Origin of the sequence: Pseudomonas sp. Marseille-P9899 (genome assembly GCF_903166565.1) — a bacterium.
GTDB classification, from domain to species: Bacteria; Pseudomonadota; Gammaproteobacteria; order Pseudomonadales; family Pseudomonadaceae; genus Aquipseudomonas; species Aquipseudomonas huaxiensis.
In genome coordinates, this window is record NZ_CAESCG010000001.1 from 362,420 (window position 1) to 384,943 (window position 22,524).

The following is a 22,524-nucleotide window of genomic DNA, read 5'->3' on the forward strand; positions in this document are numbered from 1 at the left end:
GAAATGTGGTGATCCGCCGGTCCGTGTCCTCTCTGGGTTTTCTCCAGTTCCTGCTGCTGTCGTCCTCCGTGGCCATTCTGTTGTTTCTCTGGGTGCTGTATTTCCAGCAGAAGGCGGCGTCGGCGCAAGAGGCGCTGGCGGCCAAGGCGTCCGAGCACCTCAATCTGGCGACGATGGCGGCCGAGAACCTCAGCCAGCTGGTCGACCGCGCCCAGACCATCGGCCGTGCCCTGCAGGCCGACATGGGCGACCCGGCGCAAGGGCGCTGGAGTCTGGCGCGGATGCTGGCCGAGGATCCGGTGCTCAAGCGCATGAGCCTGTACCGCGCGGACGGGCGCGTGCTCTATGCCAGCCATGCCGATGAGCCGCGGCAATTGCCCGCGCAATGGCTGGCGCAGTTGCATGAACACGGCGACCGCTACAGCGTCAGGCCGTTCCTGCCGCCCCTCGATGCCCTCGACCGACAGACCGCCGAGCTGAATTGGCGCTTGCCGTTCCTGCTGCCGCTGGCGGACACGGCCGGCGGCGGCACCGGCAACATCCTGCTGGTGCAGTTGGACATCGGTTACCTGGCCGTGCTGTTCCAGCATATTGACCTGGGCCACAGCGGCCTGATGCGCCTGCTCGACCGCGCCGGCCAGGAGCGGCTGCGCATTGGCAACAGCGGCGTGGTGGTGGCCGGCGAGCCGCTGAAACCCGAGCTGCCGGAGGGTGACGAAGAGTCGGGGCGGATCAACCAATTCAGTGTCGAGGGCTATTACCAGAGCCTGTTTCGCCATGTGGCGCAACGCGGCTTCACGGTCGTGGTGAGCCAGCAGGAGGAAGAGATTCTCGCGCCGTCGCGCCTGGTCTACGCCCACCAGCTATGGCTGAACCTGAGCATGACCCTGCTGATCCTCGCCGGGGTGCTGTGGAGCTGGCGGGCATTGGGCAAGCGCCAGGAAGCCTTCAGCGCCCTGGAGCAGGCGCAGAAGATCAATCAGCAATTGATCCAGCGCCTGGAGGAAGAGCACCGGCGCAGCAGCCACGCGGCCGCCACCGATCACCTCAGCGGTTTGCACAATCGACGGCAGTTCATGGAAACGGCGGCGCGCACGCTCGCCGAGCAGCGCAGCAAGCGGCGCTTGCTGGCGATCCTGTTTATCGACATGGACCGCTTCAAGTCGATCAACGACTCCCTCGGGCACAAGGTCGGCGACCTGTTGTTGCAGGCGGTGGCGGGGCGGATCAGCCGGGCACTGGAGCCGGGTGACGAGGCGGCGCGCTTTGGCGGCGACGAGTTTGTCGTGCTGCTGGCAGGTTCGCGCAGCGAAGAGCAGATCGACGCCTGGGTGCGCATGCTGCTGAACAAGCTGTCGGCGACCTACTCGCTGGACGCCCATGAACTGAACAGCAGCCCGAGCATCGGCGTGAGCATCTGCCCGCGTGACGGCCAGGCGGTGGACGAACTGATCCGCCATGCCGATGCCGCGATGTATTCGGCCAAGCAGGCGGGGCGCGGGCAGTACCGCTTCTTCGACCCGTCGCTGAACGTGGTCAACGTCGCCGAGTTCGCCCTTGAGCAGGCGTTCGGTCCGGCCTTGAAGGAGCGGCAGTTTGTCCTGCACTTCCAGCCGCAGGTGCGTTTCGACTCTCTGCGTGTGGTGGGTTACGAAGCCTTGGTGCGTTGGCAGCATCCTGAGTTCGGCCTGCTTTACCCGGACCGTTTCATCTCTCTTGCCGAGCGCAGCGGTTTCATTGTCGCGCTGGGTTGGGAGGTGGTGCGTCTGGCCTGTGAAGAGCTGGTGCGCTGGCAGGCGCGGGGCATTCAGACTGGCCTGGCGGTGAACGTCTCGCCGCTGCAACTGCGTCAGCCGGATTTCAGCGCGCAGTTGTTGGACGTGCTGCGCCAGCATGGCGTCGAGCCCGCGCGGCTGGAGCTGGAGATCACCGAAACCACCGTGCTCGATGATGAAGGCCAGGCTATCAAGCACCTGCAGGTGCTGCGCGATGCCGGATTGAGCATCAGCCTCGATGATTTCGGCCAGGGTTATTCGGGCTTTTCCCACCTGCAGGCGCTGCCGATCAACCGCCTGAAAATCGACCGAGCCCTGATCGCCCAGCTCTCCAACAGCCACGACGACAGCCCCATCGTGCTTTCCACCATCATCCTGGCTAAGCGCCTGGGGCTGGAGGTGGTCGCCGAGGGCGTGGAAACCCGCGAGCAGGTGGTCTACCTGCGTCTTGCGGGTTGTGATTTTGCCCAGGGGTACCATTTCAGCCGGCCGCTGACGGCGGCGCAGCTCGACCAATACCCACCTTTCATTGATGCGACGGAGACTGCATGCGAGCACTGAACACCTTGTCCTGCCTGCTGCTGAGCGCATTGCTGACGACCACCGCGCAGGCCAAGTGCTTACAGCCGAGCCTGCGTATCGCGGTGATTCCGAAGAAGAGCATGGAGGTGCTGATCAAGGATTATCAGCCGCTGCTGGAGCGGCTGAGTGCGGCCGTGGGCGTCCCGGCGGCGATCGTGCCAGCGTCGTCCTATGAGAGTGTGGTCGATGCCGTGGTCTCGGGCGGCGTCGACATCGCCTGGCTGGGGCCGGCCGCTTATGTGCTGGCGCAGCAGCGTGACCCGCGCATCGAACCGTTCGCCAGCCTGACCATCAACAACGGCTACTTCACCCCGGCCGGGCATCACTATCAGGCCCTGCTGCTGGCGCGTCGCGGCATTGCGGATGACGTAGCGTCGTTGCGCGGCAAGCGCGGCGCCTTGAGCGATCCGGCGAGTACGTCTGGCAGCGTGGTGCCCAACGTCGAGTTCTCCGCCCAGGTCGGCCAGCCGCTGGCGGAGTTCTTCGGTTCGGTGGTGTTCACCGGCTCCCATGACAAATCACTGGATGCGCTGCTGGAGGGCCGGGTGGATGCCGCGTTCGTCGCCAGCGTGCGTGCTGATGCGTACCTCAACAGCGGGCGCATCGAGCGCGACACCTTCAATGTGCTCTGGCGTTCGGAGCGAATCTATTACGACCCTTACGTCTTCAGCGGCAGCCTGTGCGGTGAATACAAGGCGCGCATTCGTGCGGCGATGCTGGAGAACCAGGACGGTCTGGCGGAATTTCTGGCCTCGCAGGATGCCAGCGGCATCGCCCCGGTCAGTCGTGCCGAGTACGCGCCGCTGGTGCGGATGATGCAGGGCAGGTCTGCCGGCACCCCTGCGCCCGCTACAGAAACAACGCCCCGATCAACTCGGTCCGGTTCTTGACCCCGACCTTGCGAAACAGGTTGATCAGGTGCGTCTTCACCGTCGGCAAACCCAGCTCCAGTTGCCGGGCCAGGGTCTTGTTACAGGCGCCGTTCTGTAACAATAGAGCGATTTCCCGTTCACGCGGGGTCAGTCCGGCGAGGCGGTCCTGGGCAGCTTTCGGCAACTGCCGGGCGGCCATTTGCATCAGCCCGTGCAGCGGCAACAGGCGCTCCAGTTCGCTGGGTTCGAACGGGCCGAGCGCACCTTCGCGCAGCAGCGACAGACCGGCCACCGGACGCTCGTCGACACAGGCGACGATCTCCACCACATCCACCACCCGGTGCTGACGCAGGAACCCCAGGTACTCGCGGCCGCGCGCGGCATCGTGGTGCGCCAGGCCCTGGCGCAGCGATACCACCGGCAGGCCGATGGCCTGGCAGTTGTCCGGATTCAGCGGGTCGAGATGGCGGTAATGTTCCAGGTAGTGGTGGTGCATGGGTGCCTGCATGCCCAACAGCTGGAAGTCGCAGGCCTGCAACTGCTCGTCGACCCGGTAAAAGGCGGCAAGGCTGGCGGGCACCTGCTGGCTGAAGGCGTGCAGGCAGTAGTCACCGAGTTCGCGGGCAGCGTTCATCGTGGCATCCCTCTCAGCGGGCGTTGTCCAGCAGTTCGCGAATCTTCTCCACGGCGGCCTGGGCGCAAGCGGCGTCCTGGGCTTCCGAGGCGCCGGACACACCGATTGCACCGATCACCTGAGCGTCCAGCAGGAAGGGTTCGCCCCCGCCGAACAAGGCCAGGTTTGGCTGCAACGGCAGGCCCTCGCGTACCGCCGCCGAGCATTTCTGCAAGCGCTCTTCCCAGACCTGGGTGGAGACACCGAAACCTGCGGCGGTCAGTGCCTTGTTCAGCGCGATGGCCTGGCAAGGGCGTGGCGCGCCGTCCATGTGCGCGCTGTTGATCGGCTGGCCACTGGCGTCGAGGATCGCCACGCTGACGCGCACGCCAGCCTGTTCGGCGAAGCTGACCGCGGCGTCCAGGGCCTGCATGGCCAGGCGCAGGGTGATGGTCTGTTGCTGACGCAGCAAAGGATTCATTAGGCGGTTTCCTCGATGGGATGTTCAGGGCGTTTCCGGCGCAGCAGAAGCAGTTGCCAGAGACAGTAGACCGACAGCAGCGCGGCGGCGATGTGCATGGCCCAAGGGCCGCCGATATGGGCGGCGAGCAGCCCGGCGAGCAGGCCGCCGATGGCGTCGAAACCGAAACGGGTCGAGGTGTAGATCGATATCACCCGGCCGCGCAGCGCTTCCGGCGCCTGGCTTTGCAAAAGGATGTTGGTGCCGACGTTGTTGATGGTCACGCCGAAGCCCAGGATCATCATCGCCAGCAACGACAGCGGCAGGGTGCGGCTGCTGGCGAACAGCAGCAGGCCGATGGCGCTGGCGATGGCCGAAAACAGGATCAGCCCGCGCAGCTTCGCCGCGCTCTGCCGCCCGGCCAGCAGCACCGTGGAGAGCAGCGAGCCGAGCCCGGCGGCGCCCCACAGCCAGCCGAGGGTGCGGGCGTCACCGGCGAAGATGTCGCGGGCGAACACCGGCAGCAGCACCGCGTAGGTAGAGGCGGTGAGGTTGACCATCAGCACGCCGATGATCAGTGCGCGCAGCGAGGGCGAGCGCAGCGTGTAGTCGAGGCCCTCGCGGAACATGTTGCGCATACTGCCGCTGGCTTTTGTGCCGGGCGCGAGGCGGATCGCCAACAGGCCGAAGATCAGCCCGGCGTAAGACAACGCGTTCAGCGCAAAGCACAGCGCCTCGCCAGTGAGCGCCAGCAACAGGCCGGCCAGCGGCGGACCGACGAAGCGCGAGCAGGTGAACAGCATCGCGTTGAGGGCCAGGGCGTTGGGCAGGTCGTCGCGGTCGTCCACCAGACGGCTGAGCAACGACTGGCGCAGCGGGGTGTCCACGGCGTTGAGGATGCCGAGGGTGGCGGCGAGCACCACGATCAGCGTCGGCGTGATCAGCTCCAGCCAGGTCAGCAGCGCCAGCCCCAGCGCCTGCACCGCGAGCAGGCTTTCGATAAACATCAGCAGGCGGCGCTTGTCGTGGCGATCGATCCAGGCCCCGGCGATCGGCCCGACGAACAGCTGCGGCAGCAAGGTCGCGCAGGTGGTGATACCGAGCAGCGCGGCCGAGTCGGTCAACCGATAGACCAGCCACGACAGCGCCACCGTTTGCACCCAGGTGCCGAGGGTAGAGACGGCGTGGCCGATGAAATACAGACGGAAATTGCGGTGATGCAACGCCCGCAGGACATTGGGCCAGCGGTTTGGCCCGGAAGGTTGCGCAGCTTTCACGATCGAGGACGCCAGTGCATGGAAAAGGACAAGGCAGCCCGCCGCCAGCGAACGCCGCGCCCGACTCTACCCGGTTGCGCGGGGGGCGTCTTGCCTGAGGCTGTCGATTGCATGTGTTTGCCTGCCAACTGTGTGGCATGGACGTCTACCTATCTTGCAGGCCATGAACCCATTACTTAGTAAACATGAGCAATTCCAGCCATAAATCTTCCATCGATCACGCCACGTTCGAGTTCATCTGGCTGAAATATACTTGGCGTAATTCACGAGGTTCGACTTCCAGTCGAAATCAGCACCGCCTTGGGCTGCTGCATTCATTATTAGAAGTATGTTGCTGCAATACACCAGCAATGTACTCCAGCGACCAAATATTATCGACTCTCTCATAGATAGCTCAAAGCCATACTTCGAGAGCCCCATGAACTCTTTCAAGGGGACATAGAAGGCTGGTCGTGAGGTATGTAACTGAAGAATGCCATTGAATATGATCCGGCTAGTTCTCCCGTTGCCGTCTTTTAGTGGATGTATACAATTGAACGCGCCCAAGAAAACTGCTGCCTGAAAGACAGTACTGTTGACGCTCTGGCTCTGCTTTATGAAAGCGTGGAGATTAAACAGCTCGCGCTTTACAAGCCTCCAGTTCAAATACTTCCAATGATCGCCTTGGCTATCCGGCTTCGTCATCACGTTGAAGCCTCTTCGGACCTTTATATCTTCAGCATGTATGGACGAAGCGATGTGCTCGATGAGTTCTATGAACTGCTTGCTGGTTAGATTTACGACATGCCTGAGGTCAGAGAAATGTCGCTTGAATATGTCTTCCTCCACAACCGTCCTCTCGATCACTAACGGGGGCGGCCCATATTTTTCAGTCATACTCTGCGACAACGGCCTTTCCAGGACTTTCAGAACGCCCGTTGTCCGGGCGCGTCTATCTGGGCTAGACAGCGTAAGCTCAATAGGTGCGTCCAGCAGCCCTCTATGGAAATTCCTCAAACTGGGTAGTGATTGTTGTGCTTTTAAAACCAGTGAGCGCGTGTATGGAGATATGTCATCCCACGCCGGGTATCTGGGCGGACAAAAACGCTGAGCTCTCATGGCTTTCCTTTAGGCGCACGCAAAGCGTAAATCTCGGTGGGGATGCCACTCTGCTTGGATTCGCCCCATGCCCTCAGCATCCTTCTAGCGTTACTGTCACTCAACGAAATAGGATTGTGTTCAAAAATCGTAAGCGTTGACGTCGCGTCACATGATGTTTTCCCTGCGGTCTTAGCGCACTTATTGCTTATGATCGCTGCACCGACTACTTTAAGATCCTGATAAATGACAGCCGCTTTTTCGGTGCATGAGTGTGGTCTGCATCCCTGCAGAAGTTTTAGCGAGCCAACGTCAGAAAAAGTTGGGACCGGGGCGTCCTTGGGGTTGCCAGGAACCTGTAGGGATTCATATACCTGTCTGGATAACAGCCATCCCGGGACGACGTAATTGCCCTTTTCATCGCCCAAGTACTGCTTGATCCCATTTTCTAGCCTTGGCGCTGCATTGGGGTCATAGACCTCAGAAGCAGTAACAGAACCAGTTACCAATACGCCTGTTAAAGCAAGGATGAAAGGGCGCATATTTTTCCTTTAGCAGGGGTTGTTTGGAGTTGGGAGTATAAACTGATTTAAATCATTCTCTAGCAGCGCAGCTTCTCTAAGCCTTCGCGTGGTATAGGGGTCATTGAAATCCTGCAAGTTCGCCAATGCAGCGTTCCAGTCTCCAGTAGTGATTTGTTGCCAGAAATTGGGCGTTCTTACCCTCAGGTTTGGCCCATATTGGTAAGCGATGTCAGCGATCACTGTCTGGGTTCCAGGAGGAAGCTGGTCGAAGTCAGCGAAAGAAGCTGCCGCGTCAAAACGACCGGCGATATCATTAACAATATCTTCGAACACCGTGGCGTCCATCAGACTGGCGTTGTCGGCGGATATCGTAAGTGGATTGGCTGAGAGATAATCGCGTGCAATCAGTCCTTGTTGTGTTGTGTATGGCAGAAGCTGATTTATCAGCGATTGGGGCCATCCAAGTGAAGCCATGCTTTGTTGCGTGCGCCCAAAAAGATCTACACCAGTAGCGACAGTTACACCACTGTCACCGCCAGGGGTATACGCATTAAGCCGCTGACCGTCTTCGTTTTCTGATAAAAAACTACTATCCACAGCTCTCGCGGGTGTAATGCAGTATGGGTTTTCTACAGGGCCAGACTGACCACCACCCCCTTCATCAGGCACAGTCCCTTCAGGAAGCGTTATAGGGTCAAATGGTTGAGTATCGATGATCGAAAGAGTGCCAAGCGTCAGGGTCGAATTTGTGCTCTGCCCTCCGCAAATTAGAAAGGACTCTTTCGCTGTTAGTTCACGCATTTAGTTTCCTTACTGGGTAACATGGCGAGGGTCAGTGCGGCGCCCCCAAAGAGAATTGAGAGCGAGGGATGTGAGATTCTAAACTTCCCTCTTCTAGGGTCTAACAGAATCAAGTACTCACTTGTGACTTCTGCCAATATTGCAAAGTGACTTTCTTTTAGAAAAACTATGCTCGGAACTCGTAGCCCAGATATTTCATGAGCCTCAAGGCAGTAACCTACAGTAATTACTCTGTAAGACTGCAATACACGCTTCAGATCCATAAGGCTGCAAGGGGCGCAGCCGCTGGCCAATTTGTGCTCGAGGGGGCATTTGATCGAAGGCTTAATATCAAAAGCACACAATAACATCCTGATGCATGCCCAGCCGCAACCGTATCGCGTAGTTTGATAGATCAAAGGTATTTTTGCCTTCACCGAGATCCTCTGACCACAGCGAAGCGAGAGGTTGAAGTTTTTTCAAGGCCTTTCAAGATTGATTGTTGATACTGTAAATAAAACGCGTCCATACTCATGCCTTTATAGCTGAACTCTTCATGAGTCCCCTGTAATTCATCCATAACCCGCTCGTGAGGTCATGGTTCAAAAAGCGTGTCAAGGCAGGAATTCTGGAGATATCCTGTGCTTGACCGTCCGCTCTGGAAGGCAACCCTAAAACCATTGAGATAGAGCCTTCAAGAGAAGTTTTTGTGACATTTCGGCTACTGACCGATGGTGCCATTTACCGCTATGTATGAGTGGGTTAGTGGCAAACACGCTCTGTATAAGCATTGCAGTTCCACCCTTCGTAAGCGGCCAGCGAACACACCTTGCGCTAGTTGAGCATTATCAGCGTTTGATCCTTACGAAGATTCTCTACTTCGAATGAAGTGCCGTAGGCTCTGTATGAAAAGCCGTGATACTCGCTTTCCGGCTCGCGATACCGCTCATCTTTGTAGCTTTATGCAACACCTGGCAGGACCATCACTCCCCTTGTTCCTTGGCAGGGACGGTCAAGCACTCGGCACCCGCGTGCAAGACGCCACTGCGCCAATCCGGTCAACTCGGGGTTTCACTGCCGAACGGTGTGCGCTGATGTTTTTCAGGAACGATCATTGGGTGCGGGAGCTGGAACAAGGACTGACGCAGATCAGCCAGGGTCAGCGCTGGGACGGGCCGCGCAGCGCGCAACTGGAGCGCCACCCGACGCTGCTCCTGGCCCTGCGCGAGCTGGCCGGCGAACGCCAGCAGGACCAGCGTTTGCTGGCCGAGGCCCGCGCCCGTTGCAGCGAACTGACCGACCAGCTCGAACACGCCCACCGCCAGGACGAGGCCGCGCGGGACGAAGCGCGGCAACTGCAACAGCGCTGCCAGCACCTGGAAGACGCACTGCGCGAACAGGCGCAGCAACTGCAGGCGCACCAGCAGCAGGCGGCGATCTGGGCGCAACTGCAATCCACCCTCACCGAAGGCACCTGGGACATCAGCGTGGTTCAAGGCGATGTGCAGCACCCCGACAGCAACATGCGCATTTCCAACCAGTTCCGGGCGCTGATGGGCTACAGCCCCAGCGAGTTGCCCGACGGCTGGAACGCCCAGGTCAGCATCACCCACCCGGACGACCTGCCGCTGATCATGGCGGTGTTCGACCGCGAAATTCTCAAGCCTGGCGCCAGTGGCGAGTACGTCTTCGAGTACCGTATGCGCCACAAGTCGCGCGGCTATATCTGGTGTCGTGAGCGCGGCTGTGCGGTGCGTGACGAGCGTGGTGTGTTGTTGCGGGTGATCGGCGCAGTGCGCGACATCAGCGATGAACGCAGCGCCCAGGCCAGTCATGAGCAGATGCTGTCGCAGAACCAGACCACCTACGCGCAGATCGCCACGGTGGTGGGGGTGATCAAGAGCATTGCCGAGCAGACCAACCTGCTGGCACTGAACGCCGCGATCGAGGCGGCGCGGGCGGGGGAGGTTGGGCGGGGGTTCTCGGTAGTGGCCGAGGAAGTGAAAAAGCTGGCCGACAGCACGCGGCAGGCGACGCAGCAGATTCAGGCGATGTTGAGCTGAGGGCGCGCAGGCAAGCGGAGCGCCGCTTGCCCTTCGCACGTAGCGCTACGCGTACTCCGCGCCAGCTGCGGTGAGGTTGCAATATTGCCCTTTGAAATACAGCAATGGCTGCGTCGCCGCAGTTTCTTGCAGGCTCAACGCTTTCACTTCTCCAATCACGATCAGGTGATCACCCGCGACATGTTCCGCGTGAATCTCGCAATCAAGCCAGTGCAGGCTGCCGGCAATGATCGGGTTACCCAGCGGCGATTCCTGCCATTCGACGCCATGCCACTTGTCCGTGCCTTGCCGGGCGAACTGGTTGGAAATCCTGACCTGTTCACCCGACAGGATATTCACCACGAATCGGCCTGCCTGGCGGATTTTCGGATAGCTGTACGCGCTGGACTTCACGCTGAATGAAACCAGCGGCGGACTCATCGACACGCTGTAGAACGACTGGCACGTAAAACCAACCGGTTCGCCCTCAACCTGGGAGGTAATCACCGTGATACCGGATGCGTAGTGCCCGAGCGCTTCGCGAAAGCGCAAGGGCTCGATAGCCGTACTGGAAAGCGACATGACAGATCCTGAATAGTGAGTGCAGCCGTTCAACTCAGCGCTGGTTGGCGAGTTCTCTTCGGACGATTTCCGCACCTGCGCTCAACGCATTCAGCTTGCCTCGTGCAACGGGGCGGGGCAGGGGCGCCATGCCGCAGTTGGTGCACGGATAGAGCTTGTCGGCATCGACGAACTGAAGGGCCTTGCGCAGGGTATTGGCCACTTCCTCCGGGGTTTCGATAGCGTGGTTGGCCACGTCGATAGCCCCGACCATCACTTTCTTGCCCCGAATGAGTTCAATCAGGTCCATGGGCACATGGGAGTTGTGACATTCCAGCGACACGATATCGATGCTGGATTTCTGCAGCTTGGGGAAGGCTTCTTCGTATTGCCGCCACTCCGAGCCCAGGGTCTTTTTCCAGTCGGTATTGGCCTTGATGCCGTAGCCATAGCAAATATGCACGGCGGTCTCGCACTTCAGGCCTTCAATTGCCCTTTCCAGAGTCGCGACGCCCCATTCATTCACTTCATCAAAGAAGACATTAAAAGCGGGCTCGTCGAACTGGATGATGTCGACGCCGGCCGCTTCCAGTTCCCGGGCTTCCTGGTTGAGGATCTTGGCGAATTCCCAGGCCAGTTTTTCGCGGCTTTTGTAGTGGTTGTCGTAAAGCGTGTCGATCATGGTCATCGGACCTGGCAACGCCCACTTGATGGGTTGCCCGGTTTGCTGACGGAGGAATTTGGCGTCTTCGACAAACACCGGCTTTTTCCGGGCTACCGCGCCAACCACCGTCGGTACGCTCGCGTCATAGCGGTCACGGATTCTGACGGTCTCGCGCTTCTCGAAATCGACGCCTTCGAGGTGCTCGATAAAGGTGGTGACGAAGTGTTGGCGCGTTTGCTCGCCATCGCTGACGATATCAATGCCGGCCTGTTGTTGTTCTTGCAACGACAGGCGCAGGGCATCTTGTTTGCCCTCGATCAGTTCTTCACCTTGCAGTTTCCACGGTGACCAAAGCGTCTCCGGTTGGGCCAGCCAGGAAGGTTTTGGCAAGCTGCCAGCGGTTGAGGTGGGAAGCAGTTTTTTCACGGTGGATAGCCTTGTGTAGTCGAAAGGTCAAAGAGCGTAATTAGCGGAAAATTGCTCAAGGGCAGCGTGGTGCGGTTTGATGAAGTGCTCCTCGGCAAACTTTCCTTGCTCGATAGCCAGGCGGCTACGTTCTTCCCGGTCGTAAACAATACGTGTCAATGAGTAATCCTGGTGCTGCAGGCTGGGTTGATAGGATTTGCCGGCAGCAGAGTTCGCATTGTAGATTTCGGGCCGGTAAATCTTCTGGAAGGTATCCATGGTGCTGATGGTACTGATCAACTCCAGGTTGGAGTAATCACCCAGCAAGTCGCCCGCAAAGTAGAAGGCCAGCGGCGCAACGCTGTTCGGCGGCATGAAGTAGCGAACTTTCAAACCCATTTTATTGAAGTACTCATCGGTCAATGAGTATTCATCCTGCAGGTATTCGATACCTAGGACAGGGTGCTGGTTTTCAGTTCGGTGGTAGGTTTTGCTGCTCGAAACACTCAGGCAAATGACCGGCGGCTTGGTGAAATGCTCCTTGAAAGCACTCGAATTCACGAAGTGCTTGAACAGCTTTCCATGAAGATCGCCAAAATTGTTGGGGGTGCTGAAACCCTGCTGATCTTTGTTGTGCTCCAGCAGCAACACGCTGAAGTCATAGTCTCGCACGTAGGAGGAGAAGTTATTCCCGACAATGCCTTCGATGCGCTCGTTGGTTTTCAGATCAACGATGGTTGTCTTCAGAATTTCGATCAGGGGCAGCGAGCTACCGCTACTTTCAACGCCAACATTCATCTCGACGGAAATGATCTCGAGTTCGACGGTGTAGCGATCGCCTTTGGGGTTATCCCAGTGCGCCAACGCATTGAAGCGGTTGTCGATCATGGTCAGCGCATTGCGCAAGTTTTCCTGGCGATTCTGACCTTTGGCGAGGTTGGCAAAGTTGGTTGTAGTGCGGGTGTTTTCGGCGGGGCGATAATTTTCGTCGAAACAAATACTGTTGACGGTAAAAGTAAACGCGTTGTTCATCGGGGGCGGATGTCCTTATTTCCGAGTGAGCGCCTGAATATATTCAGGCGCTCACTCAGTGGTATCTATGTGCTTTCCAATTGAGAATAATTCTATCCTCAGCCCCTGGATGAATGGAATTGAATTGGTTTCACCGCATCTTTAGTCATATTCATGATCTGGTGCGCGGTTGATTGCAGCGAAGCCTTCAACGCCGCCCGTTGAAGAACCCCGACACCTGATGCACCGTCTTCCCTGCACTGAGAATCAGCGGCCGGAAATTGTCCTTGCCGATGATCCGCGCATGTTTCACCGAGCTGATCAGGTCATAACGGCTCGAGCCTTCCGCCATGCCCTCCGCGAGGATCTTGCAGATGATGTGGCTCGGGGTTACGCCAAACCCGGAATAGCCCTGCACATAGAACGCATTCGGCCGCCCGCTGAGCGTGCCGATCTGTGGGAACAGGTTGGCGCTGGTGGCCATCGGGCCGCCCCAGGCGAGGTCGATCTTCACGTCCTTCAGGTACGGGAAGATCTTCAGCATCAGCGCGCGGTTCCAGGCTTTCAGGTCGTTGGGGATGTGCTCGATGAAGGGCGTGGCCGCGCCGAACAGCAGGCGGTTTTCGTTGGTGACCCGGTAGTAGTCGATCACCGGTCGGATATCGCTGTAGGCGCCGCGGATCGGGCTGATGCGCTGGATCATCTCGTCCGACAGCGGTTCGGTCATCAACTGGAAGGCGTAGGTGTTGATGGTGCGGCTGTGCAGTTCCGGCTCCAGCTTGTTGAGGAAGCTGTCGCAGGCCCACAGCAACTTGCTGGCCTTGACCGAACCACGGCCGGTACGCACGGTGATTTTCTCGCCGTAGGTGACTTCCAGCGCGGCGCTGTGTTCGAAGATGCGCACGCCATGGCCGACCAGGGCCTTGGCTTCACCGAGCAGCAGGTTCAGCGAGTGCACATGGCCGCCGCCCATGTGCAGCAGGGCGCTGCCGTACGCGTCGGAGCCGATGATCTGCTTGACCTCGGAGCCGCCGAGGAAGCGGATTTCGTCCTTGTTGTTGACCTTCTTGAATTCTTTTTCCCAGGTACGCAGGGTCTTTTCCTGGCGTGCGTTGAAGCCCATGTAGCCGTAGCCGTGGCAGAAGTCGGCATCGATGTCGTACTTGGCGATCCGGTCCTTGATGATGCCGGCGCCCAGTTCGCTGATCTCGAAGATTTCCTGCAGGCCCTTCTCGCCGACGCTGCTCCTGATTTTCTCCAGGTCGTGGCCGATGCCCGCCATGATCTGCCCGCCATTGCGCCCGGTGCCGCCGAAGCCCAGGTAGCGTCCCTCCAGCACCACGGTGTTGGTGATGCCTTTCTCGGCCAGCTCCAGGGCGGTGTTGATACCGGAGAAACCGCCGCCGATCACCACGACATCGGCCTCGATATCGTTTTCCAGGATCGGGAAGCTGAGGTTGTATTTCTTGGTCGCGGTGTAATAGGTGGGCGTTTCGATGTTGATCATGGGGGCGGCCTGAATAGTTGGAGTTGGCTGAGGCAGCAAGGGGCGTCTGGAGCGCCAGTTACACTTTGCATTAAATGCCTAACGAACGATAGGTTCTTGATTCAGCCTGCTGGCAGTTTTGATCGGGGCTGCCAGATTTTTTGTGGGGAGGGCGAGGAGGAGGGCGTGACGTTGCGGGCTGAGAGAGAGCCCTTCGCGACAGCCCGGCGTAGCGGACTGTCGCGCTGACGGTGTTACAGGCGGCCGACGGCGGCCAGTTGGCCCGAGGAAGCCTGGGCTGCCGGAACGGCGGAGCCGTCCTGCGGGGTGACCGGGAAGATCGCGTTGATCTGGCCGGTGGCGGACGAGCCGAAATACGGGGTGACCACGTCGGCCTTGCCGTCGTACTTCGACCAGCCCAGCGCACCCAGCAGCATCGCGGTGTCGTGCATGAAGCCTTCGCCGTGACCCTTCACCGCGTACTCCGGGAGCATGGTGCAGAAGGCGTCCCACTCGCCGTTTTCCCACATCTGCACGACACGGTGGTCGAGAGTTTCCAGGAACGGGCTCCAGACCTTGTCGGCGAATTCCGGCGCCTGGCCGTTCTGGGCGAAACGGTGCGACAGCGACCCGCTGGCGAGGAACGCCACGGTGCCGTCGTAGTGCTCTTCCACGGCCTTGCGCATCGCCCAGCCCAGGCGCGCGCTGTCGTTCAGGTAGTGGGAGGTGCACAGGGCCGAGACCGAAACCACCTTGAAGTGCTGGTCGGCGTTCATGTAGCGCATCGGCACCAGGGTGCCGTATTCCGGGCCGAGGCTGGTGGCGTCGTGGGCCATGGTTTCGACGCCCTGGCGGTTGCATTCCTCGGCCAGCAGGCGGCCCAGCACGTCGTTGCCCGGCACTTCGTAGTCCATGTTGGCGATGAAGTGCGGCAGCTCGTTGCTGGTGTAGGTGCCCTTGAAGTGCGGCGCGCAGTTGATGTGGTAGTTGGCGTTGACCAGCCAGTGCGTGTCGAAGACCACCAGGGTGTCGACGCCGAGTTCGCGGCAGCGGCGGGAAATCTCTTTGTGGCCGTCGATGGCGGCCTGGCGATAGCCCTGGCGCGGGCCCGGCAGTTCGGACAGGTACATCGAAGGGACGTGGGTGATCTTGGCAGCCAGAGCAAGTGTGCCCATGACGGTTCTCCTGGTGGCAGACGCCCTCTTTGGCGGGGCGCGTCGATTATCGGGATGTTGGCACGCAGGCGATACCGGCCATTGGCACCCGCGGCGGGGTCATGGCTCTCGTCGATTGGGCCTGGCACATCCTTCGTCTGGAAATGCGGGCTGCCCATTGGACGCCATTGCCGCAGGTGTTGCTTGCCTGCCTCTGCCAATCATTTGATTCAGCTTGCCAGCTGCTTCCCGTGCGGTGCACGGGAAGTCGCCGAACGGCAGCTGCCCTGAAAGGGGCTTTTCATACAGAGCTTAGGCCCACCAGTAACGCACGAAATGAAAGAAGATCGGCGCGGCGAAGCACACCGAATCCATGCGGTCGAGCATGCCGCCGTGGCCCTCGATCATGTGCCCCCAGTCCTTGACCCCGCGATCACGCTTGATCGCCGACATCACCAGCCCGCCGAAGAAGCCCATGACGTTGACCACCAGCGCCATCAGCGCCGCCTGCCACATGTTGAACGGGGTGATCCAGTACAGCGCTGCGCCAATCAGCGTCGCCAGGAACACGCCGCCCAGCAGGCCTTCGAGGGTCTTGGACGGTGACAGCCGCGGCGCCACCTTGCGCTTGCCGAACAGCTTGCCGCAGACGTACTGCAGCACATCGCTGATCTGCACCACCAGGATCAGCCAGGCGATCAGCAGCAGGTTGCGGCCTTCATAGCCGGGGATATCGAGGGTCATCAGCGCCGGCACCGAGGACACGCAGTAGACCGCGATCATCAACCCCCACTGGACCTTCGAGGCGCGTTCGAGGAAGCGCGTGGTGTCGCCGCCGAGGCTGGCCAGGATCGGCAGCAGGAGGAACAGGTAGACCGGGATGAAAATGCTGAAAAGCCCGTACCAGTCGAAACCGATCAGCAGGTATTGGCCGGGCAGCGCGACGTAGAACGCCAGCACCAGCGCCGGGTAGTCGCTGCGGCGGGTCGGGGTCAGGGTGATGAACTCGCGCAGGGCGTAGAACGACACCAGGTAGAACAGCACGATCACCCCGGTCTTGCCGAAGATGAAGGCCAGGCCGATGACCAGCACCATCACCCACCAGGCGTCGATGCGGGCGTTGAGATTGTCGATCACCGCGTGCGGGCCGGGGCCGGCGCGCCATTTCAGCAGGCGGCCGATCAGGCTGGCGAGCAGGAGCAGGGCGCCGATGCCGGCGAACAGGGGCCAGGTGTTGTGTTCCATTTCAGACCTCCTTCGGCGCGAGGGCCAGCAGGGCGTGGCTGGCGCGCTCAAGAAAAGCCTGTTTGCTTTCGTCCGGCGCAAGTTGCAGCGGTTCGCCGAAGCTCAAGGTGCACAGCAGCGGCAGCGGCAGGGTGCGGCCCTTCGGCATGACGCGATTGAGGTTGGCGATCCACACCGGCACCAGTTCGACTTGCGGCTGCGCGGCGGCGAGATGAAACAGGCCGCTTTTGAACGGCAGCAACGGCTCGTCGCCGAGGTTGCGCGTGCCTTCGGGGAAGAAGATCAGCGAGTCGCCCTGGGCCAGGGCATCCTTGACCGGTTGCAGCGGGTCGGCCTCGGGCCCGCTGCGCTGGCGGTCCAGCAGCACACCGTTGAACACCTTGCTGATCAAGAAATTGCGCACACCGGGTTTGAGCCAGTAGTCGGCGCCGGCCACCGGGCGGGTGCGCTGGCGCAGCGGTTCGGGCAGCGAGGCCCAGATCAGCACGAAGTCGCCGTGGCTGCTGTGGTTGGCGAAATACAGCCGCTGCACCGGCAGCGGGCTGCAGCCCAGCCACAGGGCGCGAGCGCCGGTGACCAGGCGGGCGAAGGAGGTGATGAGGAAGGCGGTGAAGGCAGCAAGCATGAAAACGTCCTTATGCGGCCGGAAGCCAGGGCAGGGAAAGCAGCGTGAGCACGGCGAGGAAGACCTGCAACCCCACGCACAATGCCTGGCCGCGCAGCAGGCGCAAAGCGCCGCGGCAGCGTGACGGCCAGTCGCGCTCGCGGCCGGCGGCGGGTTTCAGGCCGAGTTCGTGAAGGGCCTGGTCCAGCGCCCGCGTGCGGCTGCTCAGGCGCCCGGCGTCGTTGGCGAGGTTGGCGATCAGGTCGGCATCGAGGGCGACCCGCAGGGCGAAATACTTCTGCGCGATACCGAGCAGCACCAGTACGGCGCAGATCAGGCTTGCCAGTTGCGGGTGGTTGGCGGCGATCAGCAGCGGCGCCAGCCCGTAGGCCAGGGCCAGCAGGCTGATGCCGTCGGACAGACGCTCGATCTGTGGGCCGCGCGCGAGCAGGCGCGAGGCCAAGGCAAGCTGGGCATCTTCGCTCATGGACAGGCTCCGGGTTGCAGGCTTTCCAGTAGGCGCCGGTGCGCCGGGTGCAGGACCACACCGGGACGGGCGCGGCGAATCACGATTTCGGCGCCGGCGACATCGGCGCAGCGCCCGCTGAGCAGCAGCCACGCCGCCACGGCGCAGGCGCTGCGCGAGTAGCCCAGGGCGCAGCAGACCAGCAGCGGGCCGTGGCCGCGCAGGGTTTCGATGACGGCCGCTGCTTCACGGCACAGCGCCTGTTCCGGCGCCACCAGATCGAGGTTCGGCAGGCTGCGGTAGTGCTGACCGGGGATGACCCTTATCGGCAGCTCGGCGCACAGGTCGACCACTGCGGCGAATGCCGTGGCTTCGCCCCGCGCCGGCAGGCGTCCGAGGAACACCCCGTCGCAGACCTCGTCGGCTTGCGGGTGACGCCGGGTCCACAGCCGCGAATTGATCCAGGCCACCGCAAGGTACGGCGCCAGCAACCAGCGCACGGCGCACGGCTGGGTGCCATCGGCGCGTTTCTGAAAGCCGCCGGCGCCGAACAGCAAGTAATTCAGCGCCACCATCAGCGCCGCCAGTCCGGGCCACAGCAGCCACAGCCAGCCGCCCTTGAGGACGAATGCCGCGCCCGCCAGCAGCGCGGCACCGAGCGCATAGCGCCAGGCCAGACGATAGTGCTCCGGCGTGTCGGGTAAACGAGTGAGGTGCAGGGGCGAGGGGCCTTCCCGTGGCCACAGCCAGAGGCAGAGGAAACCGGCGAGCGCGCCGGTGGGCAGGTCGATGAAATGGTGTTGCCAGGTGGTCAGTACCGACAGGCCGATCAGCACCATCCACACATGCAGCGTCCCGCGCAGCAACACGCCGCGGGTATGCCGGGTGAACATCGCCCAGATCACCACTAGCAGGGCGATGTGCAGCGAGGGCGCCTGGTTGTAGGGCTTGTCGAAGCCCATCAGCACATCGAACAGCCAGCCGAATACGCCATCCAGTTCCGGGCGTTCGAAGGTGAAGCGCAGTGGCCAGAGCAGGAAGCAAACGATGCAGATGAGTTGGGCGCTGAGCAGGCGCAGGGCGTGACGGTCCATTTCGCCACGGGTGCGCGGCACCAGGAAGGACAAGCCGTAGAGCAGGTCGATGGACCAGTACGGAATGATCGTCCACGACCACAGCGGCACGTGCCGCTCCCAGGCGAACACCAGGCTGCCGACATCGTCGCGTTGGGCGGTGAAGCTGTTGCTCAGGCCGTAGCTGATGAAGAACAGCGGGCCGAGCAACAACAGCCAGAGCACGCCACGGCGAATCAGGCCGGGCTCGCGGGGTACGCTCATTCGCGCACCCGCTGGGCGAGGCTGACGCTGAAGATGCCCCATTCATCGATGCGCTGTTCCAGCTTGCGAAAGCCCGCCGCCTGGACCAACTGATCCATTTCCGCCTGGCTGCGCCGCCGCATGACCCAGGCTTCGCCGCCGCGATGGCTGGTCAGCGCGCGGGCGATCATCTCCAGTTGCGGGTGCCACGGCTGGCCGGTGTAGACCAGGTAGCCGCCGTCTTCGATCGCCTCGGCAAGGCCGGCCAGCGACGTGCGCACCAGGTCGTTGTCGGGGAACAGTTCATACAGCCCGGAAACCACCGCCAGGGTGGGTTTGGGGTCAAGGGCGGCGAGCGAGGCGCGGTCGAAGGCATCGCCCTGGACGAAGCGGGCAATGTCGCCCAGACCTTTCTCGCTGATCAGGGCATTGCCCTGGGTGACGTTGAGTTCGCTGTAGTCGCGCAGCAGGATCGAGTCGGGGCGTTGTTCCAGCCCTTGAAGCGCTTCGAGGATGTAGCGGCCATGGCCAGCGGCGATATCGACGATATGCACCGGACGGCCCTGCTGGCGCAGGCGTTCGATGGCGTTGCGCAGCAGCTCCTCGGCGTGCAGCTTGCGCTGGCGGATGCCGCGCCAGCCGATGGCATCGAGGTAGTTGCGGTCCACCAGCTGGCCGAGCTTGCCCTTGCCGGTGGGCTGGTTGCGGTAGACGTAGTCCAGGGTGCTGCCGGAGTCGAAGCCGGTGTCGAAACCGAGCTTGACCCCTTCGGACAACTGCTTGCCCAGGCGCAGTGAGGCGCGGGTGGCTTGCCAGTAGAGGTTGCGCGGTGAGTACTTGGGCAACGGTGCGGCGAGGCTTTCCGCCTCGGCGCAACTGGCGCCCTGGCGGTCGGCATCGAGCAGCGAAGGTCGCTCGACCGGCTGCTGGAAGCACTGGCTGACAAAACGCCGGATCCGCGCCAGGGCATGGGCGCGATCGCGCTCGCCGAGGGTGTCGTGGAAGAAGCCGGGGAGGATGTGCTTTTCCTTGTGCAGGGTGCCGAGGCGGTCGAAAAACTGTTCCTGCGGTTTGCGCCGGACCACCACGTCGGCGCCGGAAATCAGCACCTGGGTCGGGATCTGGATCGCCTGGGCATCGGCCACCACACGGTCGGCGGCTTCATACAGCCCGAGCAGCATGTTCACCGAGATTGGCCGGGTGATCAGCGGGTCACTGGTGTAGGACATCACCCGCTCCGGGTCATGGCTGAGCAGCGCTGGCTTGACGTAGCTGTTGACGAAGAAGTTGCCGCGCCAGGCCCGCAGCAGTTTCAGGCCGGGGCGGGCGAAGGGCACGTAGAGCTTGATACTGAAGGCCGGCGAGGCGAGCACCAGGCAGCGCACCTTCGGCGCATAGTCGTGGGCCCAGGTGGCGATCAGCACCGCGCCGACGCTTTGCGCCAGTATGGCCATGTCTTGCTCGGCGATGTCGTGCTGGCGGGTGATGTGTTCGATGAAGGTCTGCACGTCGCGCACGCTGGTGGCGAAGCCGGGGCTGTCGCCGCGGGTGCCGGGGGACTGGCCGTGACCGCGGGCGTCCCAGGCGAAGAAGTCGTGGTCGGGCAGGTTGAGCTCATCCACCAGATGGGCCATGCGCCCGCCGTGTTCGTGGCCGCGGTGGAACATCACCAGCGCGCGTTTCGGCTGGCCCGGCTCGCGTTGCGCCGGCCAGTGGCGGTAATACAGCTCGACGCCGTCATGGGTGGTGAAGTGCAGCGATTGCGCCTGGCGCATGGGACAGATCCTTATCCGGCGAGAGAATCAGCGGGTTTCGTCGAGACCTCGGCGCACCCGGTTGTAGAGGGTATAGAGGGAAAGCAGCAGGACCACCAGCAGCACGCCGTTGACCCAGGCGGCCGCAATGGCGAAGGCCACGGTCAGGCCCAGCGCACCGAAGACGAAGGCCCGGTCGCTTTTGCCCATGGGCCCGTCGTAGCGCCGCGAGGCACCGGCCAGCGGGCCCATGACCCCGGCGTATTCGCTGATGAGCGCGGCGAACACCACGAGCACCACCAGCAACGGCGAGACGCCGGGCAGCAGGGCGAACGGCAGGTACAGTGCGGCATCGGCGATCAGGTCGCAGAGTTCGTTGAGGTAGGCGCCCAGCCGCGACTGCTGGCCGAATTCGCGGGCGAGCATGCCGTCCACCGCATTGAGCGCCATGCGCAGCAGCATCCACAGCGGCAACAGGGCGAACAGCCAGGCGTGCTGACTGCCCCAGGCCAGCAGCAGGCCGAGCAGGACGGAGACGAGGGCGGCGACGACGGTCACCTGGTTGGCGGTGACGCCGCGCTGATGCAGGCGGCTGACACCCGGGCGCAACAGCGCCTGGAAGCGGGGTTTGAGTTGGTAGATGGAGGGCACGCGGCGACTTCCTTGACTGACACGACACAGGGTTCGGCGGGGCCGGCGGCCCTGCCTGTAAAGCGTAAGCGTGAAACTGTGCTTTTCCAGCGCGCTGCCGTACAGCGGATCAAGCGGGAAATGTTACCTAGCGCAAGTTTTCAGCTAATATACGAAACGTCAGCGTTTCATATAGGAACTTTCCGTGGGCATCGTAAAAATCTCAGAATCAATGCATGAGAGCCTTCGCGTCGCGAGCAACGCGCTCAGCCGCTCCATCAATGCGCAGGCCGAACACTGGATGCGCATCGGCATGCTCGCCGAGCTGCACCCCGACCTCAACCACAATGAAATCTGCCGTCTGCTGATCCAGGCCGAGCAGCAGGGCGGCCTCGACCTCAAGCGGGTTTGCGCGCTGGACAGCACGCCGCTGTCGACCGGCATGGGAGCGCAGCATTGAGAAACGTCACCCTTCATACCCGTGAGCAGATCGCCCAGGCCCGCGTCGCCGCCGAACTGGCCGCCGATGTACTGGCGATGATCAAGCCCCATGTGCAGCCCGGTATCACCACCGATGAGCTGGACCGCATCTGCAACGACTACATCGTCAAGGTGCAGAAAGCGATTCCGGCCAACGTCGGTTACCACGGTTTTCCCAAGACCATTTGTATCTCGGTCAACGAGGTGGTCTGCCACGGTATTCCGTCGAACCGGGTGCTCAGGGACGGCGACATCGTCAATATCGACACCGCCGTGATCAAGGACGGCTGGTTCGGTGACACCAGCCGCATGTACTACGTCGGCGAGGTCAGCGACGAGGCGCGCCGACTCGTGGACGTCACCTTCGACGCCATGTGGGCCGGCATCAAGAGCGTACGGCCGGGAGCCACCCTGGGTGATATCGGTCACGCCATTCAGTCGGTGGGCGAGGGCGCCGGTTACAGCGTGGTGCGCGAGTATTGCGGCCACGGCATCGGTCAGGTCTATCACGGCGAGCCGCAGATCCTGCACTTCGGCCAGCGCGGCCTGGGCATGAAGCTCAAGCCGGGCATGATCTTCACCATCGAGCCGATGCTCAACGCCGGCAAGCGCCAGACCCAGACCCTGGCCGACCAGTGGACGGTGGTTACCCGCGACAACTCGCTGTCGGCGCAGTGGGAACACATGGTGGTGGTCACCGACGACGGCTTCGACGTCCTCACCACCTGGCCAGAGCTGCGCTGAGC

22 protein-coding genes and 2 pseudogenes are annotated in these 22,524 nt (G+C 61.6%); 6 read left to right on the forward strand and 18 right to left on the reverse strand.

Annotated features, from left to right (window positions below; all coding sequences use genetic code 11):
- The first annotated feature begins 8 nt into the window (after positions 1–8).
- Both HWV67_RS01680 and HWV67_RS01685 read left to right on the forward strand, forming a co-directional pair.
- Positions 9–2,336: a putative bifunctional diguanylate cyclase/phosphodiesterase gene (locus HWV67_RS01680; protein ID WP_175649633.1), complete on the forward strand. Its 2,328-nt coding sequence runs from the start codon at positions 9–11 to the stop codon at positions 2,334–2,336.
- The gene (locus HWV67_RS01685; RefSeq protein WP_175649634.1) at positions 2,324–3,247 is read left to right on the forward strand and encodes a phosphate/phosphite/phosphonate ABC transporter substrate-binding protein; all 924 of its coding nucleotides are present in this window, start codon (positions 2,324–2,326) and stop codon (positions 3,245–3,247) included. Before HWV67_RS01680 ends, HWV67_RS01685 begins: the two co-directional genes overlap by 13 nt.
- Here HWV67_RS01685 and HWV67_RS01690 read toward each other — a convergent pair.
- The 7 genes from HWV67_RS01690 to HWV67_RS31960 form a co-directional block, all read right to left on the reverse strand.
- Entirely contained in the window at positions 3,207–3,863 is a 657-nt protein-coding gene (locus HWV67_RS01690) for a helix-turn-helix transcriptional regulator (RefSeq protein WP_175649635.1), read from the reverse strand. The two genes, HWV67_RS01685 and HWV67_RS01690, sit on opposite strands and share 41 nt — an antisense overlap.
- A gap of 13 nt (positions 3,864–3,876) precedes the next feature.
- Positions 3,877–4,323 carry a GlcG/HbpS family heme-binding protein gene (locus HWV67_RS01695; protein ID WP_175649636.1) on the reverse strand — a complete coding sequence of 149 codons (447 nt, stop codon included), beginning with the start codon at positions 4,321–4,323 and terminating at the stop codon, positions 3,877–3,879.
- Positions 4,323–5,579 carry an MFS transporter gene (locus HWV67_RS01700; RefSeq protein WP_175649637.1) on the reverse strand — a complete coding sequence of 419 codons (1,257 nt, stop codon included), beginning with the start codon at positions 5,577–5,579 and terminating at the stop codon, positions 4,323–4,325. Before HWV67_RS01700 ends, HWV67_RS01695 begins: the two co-directional genes overlap by 1 nt.
- Positions 5,580–5,813: 234 nt before the next feature.
- Positions 5,814–6,677 carry a Fic family protein gene (locus HWV67_RS01705; protein WP_175649638.1) on the reverse strand — a complete coding sequence of 288 codons (864 nt, stop codon included), beginning with the start codon at positions 6,675–6,677 and terminating at the stop codon, positions 5,814–5,816.
- On the reverse strand, positions 6,674–7,198 hold the full coding sequence (locus HWV67_RS01710) for a hypothetical protein (protein WP_175649639.1): 525 nt from the start codon (positions 7,196–7,198) through the stop codon (positions 6,674–6,676). The genes HWV67_RS01705 and HWV67_RS01710 overlap by 4 nt, the downstream gene beginning before the upstream one ends.
- 9 nt (positions 7,199–7,207) lie before the next feature.
- Positions 7,208–7,981, reverse strand: a complete 774-nt coding sequence (locus HWV67_RS01715) for a pesticin C-terminus-like muramidase (protein ID WP_175649640.1) — start codon at positions 7,979–7,981, stop codon at positions 7,208–7,210.
- A complete protein-coding gene (locus tag HWV67_RS31960; protein ID WP_175649641.1) occupies positions 7,969–8,397 on the reverse strand; it encodes a cysteine peptidase family C39 domain-containing protein in 429 nt (142 codons plus the stop codon). Before HWV67_RS31960 ends, HWV67_RS01715 begins: the two co-directional genes overlap by 13 nt.
- 1,116 nt (positions 8,398–9,513) lie before the next feature.
- Between HWV67_RS31960 and HWV67_RS31965 the strand changes: the two are divergent.
- Together HWV67_RS31965 and HWV67_RS31970 are read left to right on the forward strand one after the other, a co-directional pair.
- Positions 9,514–9,729, forward strand: a pseudogene (locus HWV67_RS31965) (PAS domain-containing protein); the annotation flags it as partial.
- 102 nt (positions 9,730–9,831) lie between these two features.
- Positions 9,832–10,017, forward strand: a pseudogene (locus HWV67_RS31970) (methyl-accepting chemotaxis protein); the annotation flags it as partial.
- A gap of 51 nt (positions 10,018–10,068) precedes the next feature.
- Here the strand turns inward: HWV67_RS31970 and HWV67_RS01730 are convergent.
- The 11 genes from HWV67_RS01730 to HWV67_RS01780 form a co-directional block, all read right to left on the reverse strand.
- On the reverse strand, positions 10,069–10,584 hold the full coding sequence (locus HWV67_RS01730; protein WP_175649643.1) for a flavin reductase family protein: 516 nt from the start codon (positions 10,582–10,584) through the stop codon (positions 10,069–10,071).
- Positions 10,585–10,618: 34 nt separating this feature from the next.
- Entirely contained in the window at positions 10,619–11,653 is a 1,035-nt protein-coding gene (locus tag HWV67_RS01735) for a methionine synthase (RefSeq protein WP_175649644.1), read from the reverse strand.
- Positions 11,654–11,680: 27 nt separating this feature from the next.
- A complete protein-coding gene (locus HWV67_RS01740; protein WP_175649645.1) occupies positions 11,681–12,664 on the reverse strand; it encodes a DUF1852 domain-containing protein in 984 nt (327 codons plus the stop codon).
- 187 nt (positions 12,665–12,851) lie between these two features.
- Entirely contained in the window at positions 12,852–14,150 is a 1,299-nt protein-coding gene (locus HWV67_RS01745; RefSeq protein WP_175649646.1) for an NAD(P)/FAD-dependent oxidoreductase, read from the reverse strand.
- Positions 14,151–14,383: 233 nt separating this feature from the next.
- Positions 14,384–15,304, reverse strand: a complete 921-nt coding sequence (hpaD, locus tag HWV67_RS01750) for a 3,4-dihydroxyphenylacetate 2,3-dioxygenase (RefSeq protein ID WP_175649647.1) — start codon at positions 15,302–15,304, stop codon at positions 14,384–14,386.
- A gap of 291 nt (positions 15,305–15,595) precedes the next feature.
- Positions 15,596–16,528, reverse strand: coding sequence for a phosphatidate cytidylyltransferase (locus HWV67_RS01755; protein WP_175649648.1), 933 nt, complete (start codon positions 16,526–16,528; stop codon positions 15,596–15,598).
- Position 16,529: 1 nt separating this feature from the next.
- Positions 16,530–17,153 carry a lysophospholipid acyltransferase family protein gene (locus tag HWV67_RS01760; RefSeq protein ID WP_175649649.1) on the reverse strand — a complete coding sequence of 208 codons (624 nt, stop codon included), beginning with the start codon at positions 17,151–17,153 and terminating at the stop codon, positions 16,530–16,532.
- A 10-nt stretch (positions 17,154–17,163) separates the two neighbouring features.
- Entirely contained in the window at positions 17,164–17,619 is a 456-nt protein-coding gene (locus HWV67_RS01765) for a hypothetical protein (protein WP_175649650.1), read from the reverse strand.
- Positions 17,616–18,935 carry a phosphatase PAP2/dual specificity phosphatase family protein gene (locus HWV67_RS01770; protein ID WP_175649651.1) on the reverse strand — a complete coding sequence of 440 codons (1,320 nt, stop codon included), beginning with the start codon at positions 18,933–18,935 and terminating at the stop codon, positions 17,616–17,618. Before HWV67_RS01770 ends, HWV67_RS01765 begins: the two co-directional genes overlap by 4 nt.
- Positions 18,932–20,689, reverse strand: a complete 1,758-nt coding sequence (locus HWV67_RS01775; RefSeq protein ID WP_175649652.1) for a bifunctional alpha/beta hydrolase/class I SAM-dependent methyltransferase — start codon at positions 20,687–20,689, stop codon at positions 18,932–18,934. Before HWV67_RS01775 ends, HWV67_RS01770 begins: the two co-directional genes overlap by 4 nt.
- 27 nt (positions 20,690–20,716) lie before the next feature.
- Complete coding sequence (locus tag HWV67_RS01780) at positions 20,717–21,319, reverse strand: CDP-alcohol phosphatidyltransferase family protein (RefSeq protein WP_175649653.1); 603 nt, start codon at positions 21,317–21,319, stop codon at positions 20,717–20,719.
- 184 nt (positions 21,320–21,503) lie between these two features.
- Here HWV67_RS01780 and HWV67_RS01785 point away from each other — a divergent pair, with 184 nt between their 5' ends.
- Complete coding sequence (locus tag HWV67_RS01785; protein ID WP_175649654.1) at positions 21,504–21,758, forward strand: ParD-like family protein; 255 nt, start codon at positions 21,504–21,506, stop codon at positions 21,756–21,758.
- Positions 21,755–22,522, forward strand: coding sequence for a type I methionyl aminopeptidase (gene map, locus HWV67_RS01790; RefSeq protein ID WP_175649655.1), 768 nt, complete (start codon positions 21,755–21,757; stop codon positions 22,520–22,522). Before HWV67_RS01785 ends, map begins: the two co-directional genes overlap by 4 nt.
- The last annotated feature ends 2 nt before the right edge of the window (positions 22,523–22,524 follow it).